Here is a 13826-nt window from a genome sequence, read left to right as displayed (position 1 = left end):
GTCAGAAGAAGGAGCCCGCGGCCGCGCCTGCAATCAGCTCCACGGGAGCGCCCACCAGCATGTAGAACAATACGAAGGCACCCGACAGGAGCAGGACGAAGCGCAACTCGCCGGCCATGGGCTGGAAGCCGCCAGCCGATTCGTCGAACCACATCACCTTGATGATGCGGATGTAGTAGAAGGCGCCCACCACCGAAGCAACAACGCCGATCACCGCGAGCCAGTAAAGCTGGGCCTCGATGGCGGCAAGGAACACATACCACTTGGCCCAGAAGCCGGCCAGCGGCGGGATGCCGGCCAGCGAGAACATGAGGATGGTCATGATCGTGGCCATAACAGGATTGGTCGACGAAAGGCCCGCCAGGTCGTCGATCTGCTCGAGATTGTTGTCGTTGCGCCGCATCGCGAGGATGAATGCAAAGGCGCCCAGCGTCATGGCGAGATAAATAAGCATGTAGATGACCACGCCGCGCACGCCCGCTTCCGAGTTTGCCGCAAGGCCCACCAGGGCAAAGCCCATATGCGCGATTGAGGAATAGGCCATCAGGCGCTTGATGTTGCGCTGGCCGATCGCGGCAAAGGCGCCGAGCAGCATCGAGGCGATGGAGATAAAGACGATGATCTGCTGCCAGTCCAGCGCGATGGGCTCGAACGCCCCCATCGTCACCCGCACGAGCAGCGCCATGGCCGCCATCTTGGGGGCGGCCGCGAAGAACGCCGTTACCGGTGTCGGAGCGCCTTCATAGACGTCGGGCGTCCACATGTGGAACGGCACGGCGGATATCTTGAAGGCAAGGCCGGCCAGCACGAAGACGAGACCGAAGACGAGCCCGAGCTGGCGCTCCCCATCCGACAGCGCCGCCGCGATCGCCTCAAAGCCCGTGTTTCCGGTGAAGCCGTAGACCAGCGAGACGCCGTAGAGGAGCATGCCAGAGGAAAGCGCGCCCAGCACGAAGTATTTGAGGCCTGCTTCCGTCGCCCGCGCGCTGTCGCGATTGATGGCGGCGACGACATAAAGGGCCAGCGACTGCAGTTCCAGGCCGAGATAAAGAGCGATCATGTCGTTCGCCGAGATCATCAGCATCATGCCCAGCGTGGAAAGCATGATGAGCACCGGGTATTCGAACTTGTCGAACTTCTCGGCTTTGGCGAAGCCGACCGACATGATCAACGTGACGGCGGCGCCGACCAGCGTCAGAAGCTTCATCACGCGCGAGAAGGCGTCGGAAATGAAGGCGTTGTCGAAAGCAGGTCCATCGGCCGGAAAGACTATGATCCAGGCAATCACCGCCAGGAACAGCGCAACGGCAAGGCCGGTCACGGTGGTATCGGCGCGGTCTCCCGAGAACACGCCGATCATCAACAGCGCCATGGCGCCAACGGCCAGCGCCAGTTCGGGAACGGCGAGGATCAGGCTCGATGTCAGATCAAACGTCATGTCAATGCGTTCCCGTTCAGTTTGCCGCGGCGGCTTCAGCCAGTTCGACCGACAGGCCGACCTGATTGACGAGGGCCTCCACGGAAGCCGCCGTCGCGTCCAGCAGCGGCGCCGGATAGACGCCGAAGAAAATCACAAGCGCCACAAGAGGATAGAGAATCGTCTTCTCGCGCAGCGACAGGTCCGAAAGCCCTTTCAGGCTCTCTTTGGTCAGCGCGCCGAAAATGACCCGGCGGTAGAGCCAGAGCGCGTAGGCGGCCGACAGGATAACGCCCGTCGCGGCGAAGAACGCCACCCACGTGTTCACCTGGAAAACGGCGAGCAGCGTCAGGAATTCGCCGACGAAGCCGCTGGTGCCGGGCAGGCCGACATTGGCCATGGTGAACACCATGAAGGCGACCGCATATTTCGGCATGTTGTTGACCAGCCCGCCATAGGCGGCAATCTGGCGGGTGTGCATGCGGTCGTATATCACGCCCACGCAGAGGAACAGCGCACCCGAAACCAGCCCGTGCGAAAGCATCTGGAAGATGGCGCCCTGGATGCCCTGCTCGTTGAGCGCGAATATGCCCATCGTCACGAAGCCCATATGGGCGACGGAGGAATAGGCGATCAGCTTCTTGATGTCCTCCTGCATCATCGCCACCAGCGAGGTATAAATGATGGCGATGACCGAAAGGACGAAGACCAGGGACGCCAGGTCGATCGAGGCGACCGGGAACATGGGGACGGAGAAGCGCAGGAACCCGTATCCACCCATCTTCAACAGGATGCCGGCCAGGATGACGGAGCCCGCCGTGGGCGCCTCCACATGCGCATCCGGCAGCCAGGTGTGCACCGGCCACATCGGCATCTTGACCGCGAAGGAGGCGAAGAATGCGAGCCATAGCCAGTACTGCATGCCGGTCGGGAAGACATAGGTCAGCAGTTCCGGAATGGCCGTGGTGCCGGCCTGCAGATACATCGCCATCATGGCGAGCAGCATCAGCACCGAGCCCAGCAGCGTGTAGAGGAAGAATTTGAAGCTGGCATAGACGCGGCGCTTGCCACCCCACACGCCGATGATGATGAACATCGGGATGAGACCGGCTTCGAAGAACACATAGAAGAGAACGATGTCGAGCGCGCAGAACATGCCGATCATGAGCGTTTCCAGGATCAGGAACGCTATCATGTACTCCTTGACGCGCTTGTCCACCGCTTCCCAGCTCGCCAGGATGCAGAACGGCATGAGGAAGGTCGTCAGGATGACGAACAGCATGGAAATGCCGTCCACTCCCATATGATAGCTGATGCCGGAAGAGAGCCATTCGCTCTTTTCCACCATCTGAAAACCGGGCACGGCATTGTCGAAGCCGATCCAGACGAACAGCGACAGGATGAAGGTGAAAACGGTGGTCAGCAGAGCAACGTTGCGGATGTTCCTGCGTGCGCCCGCCCCGTCATCCCGGATCAAGAGGATGAGGAAAGCGCCGACGAGCGGCAGGAAGGTGACCGTGGAGAGTATGGGCCAATCGGTCATGTTCTAAAACGAGCTCCCAAGCATCATCCAGGTCACAAGGGCCGCGACACCGATGAGCATCGCGAAGGCGTAGTGGTAGAGGTAGCCGCTCTGCAGCTTGACGACGCGGTTGGTGACATCGACGACGCGCGCGGAAATGCCGTCCGGCCCGAGCCCGTCGATCACCCTGCCGTCCCCCTCCTTCCAGAGGAAGGTGCCGAGACGCTTGGCCGGCCGCACGAACAGGAAGTCGTAGAGTTCGTCGAAATACCACTTGTTGAGCAGGAATGCATAGAGGCCGCGGTGCTGCCTGGCCAACGCCTTCGGACGCTCGGGATCGCGAATGTAGAACAGCCAGGCGAAGGCCAGACCGAGCAGCATGGCAACCAATGGAGCCAGCTTCACCCATAGGGGCACATGGTGGAACTCTTCCAGGATCTCGTTGCCCGGAAGCGTGAACAGCGCGCCCTTCCAGAAGTGGTCGTAATCATAGCCGACGAAATAATCGTGGAAAACAACCCCTGCGAAAATGGCGCCGATGGCCAGCAGGAAGAGCGGCACCAGCATGACGTATGGAGATTCATGCACATGGTGCATCACGTCCGCGGATGCGCGCGGCTTGCCATGGAAGGTCATGAAGATGAGCCGCCAGGAATAAAAGCTGGTAAAGGCGGCGGCCACGGTGAGCAGGACGAAGGCGATAGGAGCGACAGCGTTGTGGCCGACGAACGCGCCTTCGATGATCGCATCCTTGGAGAAGAAGCCGGCGGTGCCGATGATCGTGCCGGGGATGCCGACGCCGGTCAGCGCGAGGGTGCCGATGATCATCATCCAGTAGGTCTGCGGAATGAGCTTCCGTAAGCCGCCCATCCTGCGCATGTCCTGCTCGTCCGACACGGCATGGATGACCGACCCGGCGCCCAGAAACAGCAGCGCCTTGAAGAAGGCGTGGGTGAACAGGTGGAAGATGGCGGCGCTATAGAAGCCCGTGCCGAGCGCCACGAACATGTAGCCGAGCTGCGAGCAGGTAGAATAGGCGATGACGCGCTTGATGTCGTTCTGGACAAGGCCGACGGTCGCGGCGAAGAAGGCGGTGAAGGCGCCAACGGCGGTGACGACGGTCAGGGCATCGGCGGAAAGTTCGAAGATCGGCGACAGCCGCGCCACCATGAAGACGCCCGCGGTGACCATGGTGGCGGCATGGATAAGGGCCGAAACAGGGGTCGGGCCTTCCATCGCATCCGGAAGCCAGGTGTGAAGCGGCACTTGCGCCGACTTGCCCATGGCGCCCAGGAACAGGAGCAGACAGACTGCGGTCAGCGCGCCGGCCCTGTCGAGCGAATAGCCGAGGAAGGTCAGAACCGGCTCGGCAGCGGCCGCCCCCTCGCCTGCGCCTTCCGCCGGAAGATAGCCGGCGGCTGCGGCGAAGATGGTGTCGAGATTGATCGAGCCGAACAGCACGAAAACCCCGAAGATGCCAAGGATAAAGCCGAAGTCGCCGATGCGGTTGACGATGAAGGCCTTCATGGCCGCGGCGCTGGCCGACGGCTTCTTGTACCAGAAGCCTATCAGCAGATAGGAAGCCAGGCCCACCCCTTCCCAGCCGAAGAACATCTGCACCAGATTGTCGGACGTCACCAGCATCAGCATGGCGAAGGTGAAGAGCGACAAATAGGCGAAGAAGCGCGGCCGGTGCGGGTCGTGATGCATGTAGCCGATGGAGTAGACGTGCACGAGCGCCGAAACCGTGTTGACGACCACCAGCATCACCACGGTGAGGGTGTCGATCCTCAGCGCCCAGTCCACCTCGAGCGCACCGGAGGCGATGAACTGCATGATCGGCACGGTGAACGCCTCGCCCGCGCCGATGGCCACCTGGAAAAAGGCGATCCAGGAAAGCACGGCGGCAACCACCAGAAAGCCCGAGGTGATGTATTCCGACGCCTTGGCGCCGATCGACCGGCCGAAAAGGCCGGCAATCAGGAAGCCGATGAGGGGGAGAAAAACGATCGCGTGATACATGGACGGCGGCCTCAGCCCTTCATCATATTGATGTCTTCGACGGCGATGGTGCCGCGATTACGGAAGAAGACGACGAGAATGGCGAGGCCGATCGCCGCCTCGGCGGCAGCCACAGTCAGGACAAACAGCGCAAAGACCTGACCGACCAGATCGCCCAGCACCGCCGAAAAGGCCACGAAATTGATGTTGACGGCCAGAAGGATCAGCTCGACCGACATCAAGATGATGATGACGTTCTTGCGGTTCAGGAAAATGCCGAACACGCCCAGCGTGAACAGGATGGCGGAGACCGTGAGAAAATGTGCGATGCCGACTTCCATGTTCAGATGCCCTCGCCCGATTCGACCTTGCGGATTTCGATTGCCGTTTCCGGCGTGCGTGCGACCTGCTGCGGGACGGACTGTCGACGAACGCCTTCCTTGTGGCGCAGCGTGAGCACGATGGCGCCGATCATGGCGACGAGAAGCACGAGGCCGGCGATCTGGAAGAAATAGATGTAGTCCGTATAAAGGATATCGCCCAGCGCCGCCGTGTTGTGGCGGACCGTGATATCCGGCGTTGGCCTTGAAATCTCACCCGCCAGTTCCGGCGAAAACGCGTAGCCGCCCAACACGATCACCAGTTCGGCGGCCAGGACGATGCCGACGATAGCCCCGATCGGCGCATATTGCAGCGCACCCTGCTTCAGCTCGGCGAAATCGACGTCCAGCATCATGACGACGAAGAGGAACAGCACCGCCACGGCGCCGACATAGACGACCAGCATGATCATCGCCAGGAACTCGGCGCCGGTGAGAAGGAAAAGCGCCGCCGCATTGAAGAAGGTGACGATCAGATAGAGCACCGAGTGCACCGGATTGCGCGCGGAGATCACCATAAAGGCCGCCGCCACTCCAATGAAGGCGAACAGGTAAAAGAATATCGCCGCGAGTCCTGTCAGCATGGGTTCCCTCGGTACCTAGCCGAGCCGGCCTTGCGCCGGCTCATCCGTCCGCCCCGCCCGGGGCGTGAAATTTGTCGTGTCTTTAGACGAGGCCCCAGCCTTCGTCCACTCCTGTCCCCTCACCGGTAGGGCGCGTCCAATGCAATATTGCGGGCAAGCTCCCGCTCCCACCGGTCGCCATTGGCGAGCAGTTTTTCCTTGTTGTAGTAAAGCTCTTCGCGCGTCTCGGTCGCGAACTCGAAATTCGGCCCCTCGACGATGGCGTCAACCGGGCAGGCTTCCTGGCAGAAGCCGCAGTAGATGCACTTCACCATGTCGAGGTCGTAGCGCACGGTTCGGCGCGTGCCGTCGTTGCGGCGGGGGCCGGCCTCGATGGTGATGGCTTGCGCCGGGCAGATGGCCTCGCACAGCTTGCAGGCGATGCAGCGCTCCTCGCCGTTCGGATAACGGCGCAGCGCGTGCTCGCCGCGGAAACGCGGGGAGATCGGCCCCTTCTCATGGGGATAGTTCAACGTCGCCTTGGGCGCGAAGAACTGCTTCATGGAAAGGACGACCGCGCCGACGAACTCCATCAGGAGTAGTGATTTGGCCGCCTGGGCAAGAGCTGACATCGTCATTCTCCGGCTTGAGTGGGCTGGAAGCGGCGCGCCATTACGCCATGCCCGTGAATTTGAGGAAGGCCGCGGTCGCCACCACCATGAAGAGCGAGATCGGCAGGAAGACCTTCCAGCCAAGGCGCATGAGCTGGTCGTAGCGGTAGCGCGGTACGAAAGACTTCACCAGCGCGAACATGAAGAAGACCATGCACACCTTGAAAACGAACCAGAAGACGCCCGGCACCCAGGTGAAGGGCGCGAAATCGAAGGGCGGCAGCCATCCGCCAAGGAACAGAATGGTGGTAAGCGCGCACATCAGCACGATGGCGACATATTCGCCGAGGAAGAACAAGAGGAACGGCGTCGAGGAGTATTCGATCATGTGGCCGGCGACCAGTTCCGACTCGGCCTCGACCAGATCGAAAGGCGGGCGGTTGGTCTCGGCGAGCGCCGATATGAAGAAGATGATGAACATCGGGAACAGGGCGAGCCAGTTCCAGTCCAGGAACGTGTTGGGCAGGCCCAGCATCGTGCCGAGGCCGTCGCCCTGCGACAGGACGATGTCGGTCAGGTTGAGCGAGCCGACCGTCAGGAGCACGGTGACGATGACGAAACCGATGGAGACCTCGTAGGAGACCATCTGCGCTGCTGAGCGCAGCGCGCCCAGGAACGGATATTTCGAGTTGGACGCCCAGCCGCCCATGATGACGCCGTAGACTTCCAGCGAGGCTATCGCGAAGATGTAGAGGATGCCGACATTGATGTCGGCGATGGCCCAGCCCTCGGCCACCGGGATGACCGCCCAGGTGGCAAGCGCCAGCACGGCCCCCACGACCGGCGCCAGAAGGAACACCACCTTGTTGGCGCCGGACGGGATCACCGGCTCCTTGAAAACGAATTTCAGAAGATCGGCGAAAGCCTGCAGCAGCCCCCACGGGCCCACCACGTTCGGGCCGCGGCGCAGTTGCACCGCCGCCCAGATCTTGCGGTCGGCATAAAGAATATAGGCCACGAAGATCAGCAGAACCGAAATCAGAACGACCGATTTCAGGAGCATGATCAGCCCAGGAAGCACGTAGAGGGTGAAGAATGTTTCCATGGTCTGGTCTCTACTCGGCCGCCTGTTTCAGTTCGCCGCGGGCAAGGGCCGAGCACTCGGCCATGATCGCGGATGCGCGTGCGATGGGGTTGGTGAGGTAGAAATCCCTCACCGGCGAGGTGAAAGCCGCCGGGGACAAAGCCCCGCCAATATCGGCCATTTCAGCGATCGCCGTCGCGTCGCCCGGCTCGATCGCATCAACCGCGGCCATATGGGGATGGACCTCGTATAGCGCAGCGCGCAGCGCGTTGAGCGAATCGAAGGGCAGCTTATGGCCCAGCACCTCGGACAACGCCCGCAGGATCGCCCAATCCTCCTTCGCCTCGCCCGGTGCGAAGCCGGCGCGGTTGGTCAACTGGACCCGGCCTTCGGTGTTCACATAGGTCGCCGTCTTTTCCGTATAGGTCGAGGCAGGCAGGATGACGTCGGCGCGGTGCGCACCGGCATCGCCATGGGTGCCGATATAGACGGTGAAAGCGCCGCCCAGCTTGTCCATGTCGATCTCATCGGCGCCCAGCAGGAATACGACGTCCATCTTGCCCATCATGCCGGCGACATCGGCACCGCCGTCTTCAGGCACGAATCCGATATCGAGGCCGCCCACGCGCGCGGCGGCCGTATGCAGCACCGCAAAACCGTTCCAGTCCTCCGTCACCGCTTTCACGGCCGTGGCGAGCTTGGCCGCATGGCCGAGGACGGCCCTGCCGTCCGGCCGCGCAAGAGCGCCCTGGCCGACGAGGATCATCGGACGCTTGGCCTTCTTGAGCGTGTTGAAGAACTTGCCGCTACCGCCAGCCAGATCCTTCAGCGTGTCCGTACCGGCGCCCAGCGCCTCGTAGTCGTAGCGCAGATCCGAGGCCTCGCCGATGACGCCGATCGGAAAATCGCCCATGCGCCAGCGCTTGCGGATACGGGCATTGATGACGGAAGCCTCGAGACGAGGATTGGCCCCGATGATCAGCAGCGCATCAGCGTCCTCGATGCCTTCGATGGTAGGATTGAAGATGTAGCTTGCCCGCCCGAGCGAGGGATCGAGAGCCGCGCCGTCCTGTCGGCAGTCGTAATTGGGCGAGCCCAGCGACTGCATCAGCCTTTTGAGGGCGAACATTTCCTCGACGCCGGCCAAGTCGCCGGCGATAGCGCCGATCTTTTCAGGCGCGGTCTTGGCGACCGCGCCGGCGACGGCCTCGAAGGCCTCGCGCCAGGTCGCCGGCTGCAGGCGCTGGCCCTTGCGCACGTAAGGCCGGTCGAGGCGCTGGGTGCGCAGCCCGTCCCAGACAAAGCGGGTCTTGTCGGAGATCCACTCTTCATTGATCGCCTCGTTGACGACCGGCAGGATGCGCATCACCTCGCGGCCGCGCGTGTCGACGCGGATAGCGGAGCCCGCGGCGTCCATCACGTCGATGGATTGCGTCTTTGTCAGCTCCCATGGGCGTGCCTGAAAAGCGTAGGGCTTGGAGGTGAGCGCGCCGACCGGGCACAGGTCGATCACATTGCCCTGGAGCTCCGACGTCATCGCCTGCTCCAGATAGGTGGTGATCTCCATGTCCTCGCCGCGGCCCGTGGCGCCGAGCTCGGACACGCCGGCCACTTCGGTCGAGAAGCGGATGCAGCGCGTGCAATGGATGCAGCGCGTCATGATGGTCTTGACCAGCGGGCCGATATATTTGTCCTCGACGGCGCGCTTGTTTTCGTGAAAGCGCGAAGAATCCACGCCATAGGCCATCGCCTGATCCTGCAGGTCGCACTCGCCGCCCTGATCGCAGATCGGGCAGTCGAGCGGATGGTTGATGAGCAGGAACTCCATCACGCCCTCGCGGGCCTTCTTGACCATCGGAGTCTTGGTGAAGATTTCCGGCACCTCGCCATTGGGACCGGGGCGCAGATCACGCACGCCCATGGCGCAGGAGGCGGCAGGCTTGGGCGGCCCGCCCTTCACCTCGACCAGGCACATGCGGCAATTGCCGGCGACGGACAAACGCTCGTGGAAACAGAAGCGCGGCACCTCCGCGCCCGCCTCCTCGGCGGCCTGCAGCAGCGTGTAGTGATCGGGAACCTCGATCTCCGTGCCGTCCACTTTCAGTCTAGCCATTGTCGCGCGCCTCGCGTTCTTTCCATGCGGCGATCAGATCACCAACCTCGATGCCATCGATCGTCATGCCCTGCAGCCGGCAGTTAGAGATCGATGCGCCTGCAAGATTGGCATCCTCGATTCGCAAGCCGGAAAAATTGACGTTTTTCACCATCCAGCCCGACATATTCAGATCGTCGAACGCGCAGCCCGACAAATTGATGTCGTGATACTTGCCGCCCGACATGTTGACGTTCTCAAAGCTGCACCCTGACAGATTGACGTCATCGAAAACCGACCCCGAGAGGTCGCTTTTCCTCACCGTCATCCGGTGCTTTTCCCCTTCGATCTTCATCGCCCTACTCCGCCGCCACCAGCGCCGGCTCGGCGCGGTGGGCGTTGCGGGTGAATTCGTCGATGCGCCGCTCGATCTCCGGGCGGAAATGCCGAATGAGGCCCTGGATCGGCCATGCAGCGGCATCTCCAAGAGCACAGATCGTGTGGCCTTCCACCTGCTTCGTCACGTCGAGCAGCATGTCGATCTCGTGCTTGTGCGCCTCGCCGCGCACCAGCCGCTCCATCACGCGCCACATCCAGCCTGTGCCCTCGCGGCACGGCGTGCACTGGCCGCAGCTCTCATGCTTGTAGAAGTAGGAGAGCCGGGCGATCGCCTTCACGATATCGGTGGACTTGTCCATGACGATCACCGCCGCCGTGCCCAGGCCCGACTTCAGGTCGCGAAGCGAGTCGAAATCCATCGGAGCGTCGATGATCTGGTCGGCCGGCACCAGCGGCACCGAGGAGCCGCCGGGAATGACGGCCAGAAGATTGTCCCAGCCGCCGCGAACGCCGCCGCAGTGGCGCTCGATCAACTCGCGGAAGGGGATCGACATCTCCTCTTCCACCGTGCACGGGTTCTCCACATGGCCGGAGATGCAGAAGAGCTTGGTGCCCTTGTTGTTCTCGCGGCCGAAGGAGGAGAACCAGGATGCTCCGCGGCGCAGAATGGTCGGCGCGACAGCGATGGATTCGACGTTGTTGACCGTGGTCGGGCAGCCATAGAGCCCGACATTGGCAGGGAAAGGCGGCTTGAGGCGCGGCTGGCCCTTCTTGCCTTCCAGGCTTTCGAGCAGCGCGGTCTCCTCGCCGCAGATATAGGCGCCGGCGCCGTGATGGACGAACACGTCCATATCCCAGCCGTTCTTGTTGTTCTTGCCCAGAAGGCCTGCATCATAGCATTCGTCGATGGCGCGCTGCAGCGCCTCGCGCTCGCGGATGAACTCGCCGCGAACATAGATATAGGCCGTATGCGCGCCCATGGCGAAGCCGGCGATCAGGCAGCCTTCGACCAGCGTGTGCGGGTCGTGGCGCATGATATCGCGGTCCTTGCAGGTTCCCGGCTCGGATTCGTCGGCATTGACGACAAGATAATGCGGCCGCTCGCCGGGCTCCTTGGGCATGAACGACCATTTGAGGCCGGTCGGAAAGCCCGCGCCGCCGCGCCCGCGCAGCCCGGAAGCCTTCATCTCGCCGATGATCCAGTCACGGCCCTTGTCGATGATGCCGCGGGTGCCATCCCAATGGCCGCGCGCCATGGCGCCCTTCAACGATTTGTCGAACTGGCCGTAGATATTGGTGAAGATGCGGTCTTGGTCGGCTAGCATCACACTCTCCTCAACGCGGCTTCTTGCCGAAGACGCGCTCATACTCGGCGGCACCGCCCTTGGCGAGCGCCTTGGCCTGCTTCACCCAGTCCTCGCGCTCGATCCGGCCCTTGAAGCGCAGATAGCCGTCCACCCATTCGCGCTCGGCCTTGTTCCATGAAGCGATCTGCGCATAGGTATAGGTGCCGAGATCGTTGAGGATTGCCTCGATCTTCGGACCCACGCCGGAAATCATCTTCAGGTCGTCGGGCTGCGCGGGACGGCGCTCGGCCTTGGGGCGGTTCGCATCTTCCAGCGACGGCTTCGGTCCGTCGTCGCGGGACCTGGACGGCGATTCAGGCCCTTTTTCCATCTCGCTCGCGGCCTTGGCCTTCTTAAGTTCGGGTGCCCGCAATTGGGGCTCCGGCGGCTTGGGTTTGCCTGAATGACGGCGCGTGCGCACCGTCTTCTCGGCTTCTTCGGCAACGCGATCGGCCTGTGTTGCGTCTTCCTTCGGCGGCTTGACGCTGGCCTTCTTCTCGCCGTTGCTGCGAACCTTCACCGGCGACGGCGATTTTATCGCCGCGTCCGTCTCCAGCGCCTCCGTCTCGGGCTTGGCGGCGCGCGCCGGCGGTACCGCCGTCCCTCGCGCCTTGGAGGCCGGCTTGCGGCCGTCTGCCGCCATTCGGGTCACGGCCTTCTCATCGGTCAGGCTTGTCAGGCCGGAAGCAGGAGCCGAATAGAAGCGGTCGATCTGCGGTCCCGGCGTAATGGTATCTCCCTTGCCGGCCTCAAAGGCGTCGATTATCTCCTCGAGCCGTTCCAACGTCAGATCTTCGTAGGTGTCCTTGAAGATCATGACCATCGGAGCGTTCACGCAGGCTCCCTGGCACTCCACTTCTTCCCAGGAAAGCGTGCCGGCTTCGTTGGTGTGCAGAGGCTCGGGATGGATCCTGGATCTGCAAAGATCGATGAGTTCGCCCGCCCCGCGCAGCATGCAGGGCGTGGTTCCGCAAACCTGGATGTGAGCGCGGGTGCCGACGGGGGCGAGCTGGAACTGGGTGTAGAAGGTCGCCACTTCCAGAACGCGGATGAGCGGCATGTCCAGCATTTCGGCCACGTGCTCGACCGCAGGACGGGTGACCCAGCCTTCCTGCTCCTGCGCGAGCATGAGAAGCGGGATCACCGCCGAGTGCTCGCGGCCCTTCGGGTACTTCTTGATCCAGCGCTTCGCCTCCGCGCTCATATTGCGGGAAAAGGCAAAGGAGGCGGGCTGGACGGATTCGTCTGCGAGACGGCGGACTGACATTATCTGTCTACCTCACCAAACACGATATCGAGGGAGCCGAGCACGGCGGAAACGTCGGCCAGGAGATGGCCCCGGCACATGAAGTCCATGGCCTGAAGATGGGCGAAGCCCGGCGCGCGCAGCTTGCAGCGGTAAGGCTTGTTGGTGCCGTCGGCGACGAGATAGACGCCGAATTCGCCCTTGGGCGCCTCCACGCAGGCATAAACCTCGCCGGCGGGCACGTGATAGCCCTCGGTATAGAGCTTGAAGTGATGGATCAGCGCTTCCATCGACCGCTTCATCGCCGGACGCTTTGGCGGAACGATCTTGCCGTCGGTGTTGGAGACGGGGCCGGTGCGGTTCTTGCCCAGAAGCCGGTCGACGCACTGCCGCATGATCTTCGCCGACTGGCGCATCTCTTCCATGCGGATCAGATAGCGGTCATAGCAGTCGCCGTTCTTGCCGATGGGAATATCGAATTCCATCTCCGGATAGCATTCGTAGGGCTGGCTCTTGCGCAGATCCCATGCGGCCCCCGAGCCGCGCACCATGACCCCGGAAAAGCCCCAGGCCCAGGCATCCTCCAATGTAACGACGCCGATATCCACGTTGCGCTGCTTGAAGATGCGGTTGCCCGTCAGGAGTTCGTCCAGATTGTCGACCGTCGTGAGGAACGGGTCGATCCACTTGCCGATGTCTTCGACGAGCTTGTCCGGAATGTCCTGATGCACGCCGCCGGGGCGGAAATAGGCGGCATGCATGCGCGATCCCGAGGCGCGCTCGTAGAACACCATCAGCTTCTCGCGCTCTTCGAAGCCCCAGAGCGGCGGCGTCAGCGCACCCACGTCCATCGCCTGGGTGGTGATGTTCAGGAGGTGCGACAGGATGCGGCTGATCTCGGAATAGAGCACGCGGATGACCTGGCCGCGGATCGGCACCTCGATCTCCAGGAGACGCTCGACGGCGAGCGCGAAGGCATGCTCCTGGTTCATCGGCGCGACGTAGTCGAGCCGGTCGAAATAGGGCACGGCCTGCAGATAGGTCTTGTGCTCGATCAGCTTTTCGGTGCCGCGATGCAGCAGGCCGATATGCGGATCGACACGTTCGACCACTTCACCGTCGAGCTCGAGCACAAGGCGCAGAACGCCGTGCGCCGCCGGATGCTGCGGACCGAAATTGATGTTGAAATTTCGGACGGAATGTTCGGTCATTTAGGGGCAACCAC

The 13826-nt window shown here is 62.4% G+C and carries 12 protein-coding genes; all 12 read right to left on the bottom strand.

Annotation, left to right across the window (positions count from 1 at the left end; all coding sequences use genetic code 11):
- Position 1: 1 nt before the first annotated feature.
- On the bottom strand, positions 2-1438 hold the full coding sequence (gene nuoN / locus NTH_RS18290; protein WP_338531368.1) for an NADH-quinone oxidoreductase subunit NuoN: 1437 nt from the start codon (positions 1436-1438) through the stop codon (positions 2-4).
- 16 nt (positions 1439-1454) lie between these two features.
- The gene (locus tag NTH_RS18285; protein ID WP_338531367.1) at positions 1455-2960 is read right to left on the bottom strand and encodes an NADH-quinone oxidoreductase subunit M; all 1506 of its coding nucleotides are present in this window, start codon (positions 2958-2960) and stop codon (positions 1455-1457) included.
- A 3-nt stretch (positions 2961-2963) separates the two neighbouring features.
- Positions 2964-4961 (bottom strand): NADH-quinone oxidoreductase subunit L, encoded by a 1998-nt coding sequence (nuoL, locus tag NTH_RS18280; RefSeq protein ID WP_338531366.1) that lies wholly within the window; start codon positions 4959-4961, stop codon positions 2964-2966.
- An 11-nt stretch (positions 4962-4972) separates the two neighbouring features.
- A complete protein-coding gene (nuoK, locus tag NTH_RS18275) occupies positions 4973-5281 on the bottom strand; it encodes an NADH-quinone oxidoreductase subunit NuoK (protein WP_338531365.1) in 309 nt (102 codons plus the stop codon).
- 2 nt (positions 5282-5283) lie between these two features.
- Positions 5284-5904, bottom strand: a complete 621-nt coding sequence (locus tag NTH_RS18270; protein WP_338531364.1) for an NADH-quinone oxidoreductase subunit J — start codon at positions 5902-5904, stop codon at positions 5284-5286.
- Positions 5905-6023: 119 nt separating this feature from the next.
- Positions 6024-6515, bottom strand: coding sequence for an NADH-quinone oxidoreductase subunit NuoI (gene nuoI / locus NTH_RS18265; RefSeq protein WP_338531363.1), 492 nt, complete (start codon positions 6513-6515; stop codon positions 6024-6026).
- A gap of 40 nt (positions 6516-6555) precedes the next feature.
- The gene (gene nuoH, locus NTH_RS18260; RefSeq protein WP_338531362.1) at positions 6556-7599 is read right to left on the bottom strand and encodes an NADH-quinone oxidoreductase subunit NuoH; all 1044 of its coding nucleotides are present in this window, start codon (positions 7597-7599) and stop codon (positions 6556-6558) included.
- 10 nt (positions 7600-7609) lie between these two features.
- Positions 7610-9691, bottom strand: a complete 2082-nt coding sequence (gene nuoG, locus NTH_RS18255) for an NADH-quinone oxidoreductase subunit NuoG (RefSeq protein WP_338531361.1) — start codon at positions 9689-9691, stop codon at positions 7610-7612.
- Positions 9684-10025, bottom strand: coding sequence for a pentapeptide repeat-containing protein (locus NTH_RS18250; RefSeq protein WP_338531360.1), 342 nt, complete (start codon positions 10023-10025; stop codon positions 9684-9686). Before NTH_RS18250 ends, nuoG begins: the two co-directional genes overlap by 8 nt.
- A gap of 4 nt (positions 10026-10029) precedes the next feature.
- Positions 10030-11334 carry an NADH-quinone oxidoreductase subunit NuoF gene (gene nuoF, locus NTH_RS18245; protein WP_338531359.1) on the bottom strand — a complete coding sequence of 435 codons (1305 nt, stop codon included), beginning with the start codon at positions 11332-11334 and terminating at the stop codon, positions 10030-10032.
- Positions 11335-11344: 10 nt separating this feature from the next.
- Complete coding sequence (locus NTH_RS18240) at positions 11345-12622, bottom strand: NADH-quinone oxidoreductase subunit E (RefSeq protein ID WP_338531358.1); 1278 nt, start codon at positions 12620-12622, stop codon at positions 11345-11347.
- Positions 12622-13812 carry an NADH-quinone oxidoreductase subunit D gene (locus tag NTH_RS18235; protein WP_338531357.1) on the bottom strand — a complete coding sequence of 397 codons (1191 nt, stop codon included), beginning with the start codon at positions 13810-13812 and terminating at the stop codon, positions 12622-12624. Before NTH_RS18235 ends, NTH_RS18240 begins: the two co-directional genes overlap by 1 nt.
- Between the last annotated feature and the right edge of the window lie 14 nt (positions 13813-13826).

This window comes from Nitratireductor thuwali (assembly GCF_036621415.1).
Classification (GTDB): Bacteria; Pseudomonadota; Alphaproteobacteria; order Rhizobiales; family Rhizobiaceae; genus Chelativorans; species Chelativorans thuwali.
Note: the sequence above shows the minus strand (reverse complement) of the source record. Positions and strands in the feature narration are given on the sequence as shown.

Bases quoted from the DNA above. Each gene is read 5' to 3' on its own strand.
- nuoN (WP_338531368.1), bottom strand. From the start codon at position 1,438: ATGACGTTTGATCTGACATCGAGCCTGATCCTCGCCGTTCCCGAACTG.
- NTH_RS18285 (WP_338531367.1), bottom strand. From the start codon at position 2,960: ATGACCGATTGGCCCATACTCTCCACGGTCACCTTCCTGCCGCTCGTC.
- nuoL (WP_338531366.1), bottom strand. From the start codon at position 4,961: ATGTATCACGCGATCGTTTTTCTCCCCCTCATCGGCTTCCTGATTGCC.
- nuoK (WP_338531365.1), bottom strand. From the start codon at position 5,281: ATGGAAGTCGGCATCGCACATTTTCTCACGGTCTCCGCCATCCTGTTC.
- NTH_RS18270 (WP_338531364.1), bottom strand. From the start codon at position 5,904: ATGCTGACAGGACTCGCGGCGATATTCTTTTACCTGTTCGCCTTCATT.
- nuoI (WP_338531363.1), bottom strand. From the start codon at position 6,515: ATGTCAGCTCTTGCCCAGGCGGCCAAATCACTACTCCTGATGGAGTTC.
- nuoH (WP_338531362.1), bottom strand. From the start codon at position 7,599: ATGGAAACATTCTTCACCCTCTACGTGCTTCCTGGGCTGATCATGCTC.
- nuoG (WP_338531361.1), bottom strand. From the start codon at position 9,691: ATGGCTAGACTGAAAGTGGACGGCACGGAGATCGAGGTTCCCGATCAC.
- NTH_RS18250 (WP_338531360.1), bottom strand. From the start codon at position 10,025: ATGAAGATCGAAGGGGAAAAGCACCGGATGACGGTGAGGAAAAGCGAC.
- nuoF (WP_338531359.1), bottom strand. From the start codon at position 11,334: ATGCTAGCCGACCAAGACCGCATCTTCACCAATATCTACGGCCAGTTC.
- NTH_RS18240 (WP_338531358.1), bottom strand. From the start codon at position 12,622: ATGTCAGTCCGCCGTCTCGCAGACGAATCCGTCCAGCCCGCCTCCTTT.
- NTH_RS18235 (WP_338531357.1), bottom strand. From the start codon at position 13,812: ATGACCGAACATTCCGTCCGAAATTTCAACATCAATTTCGGTCCGCAG.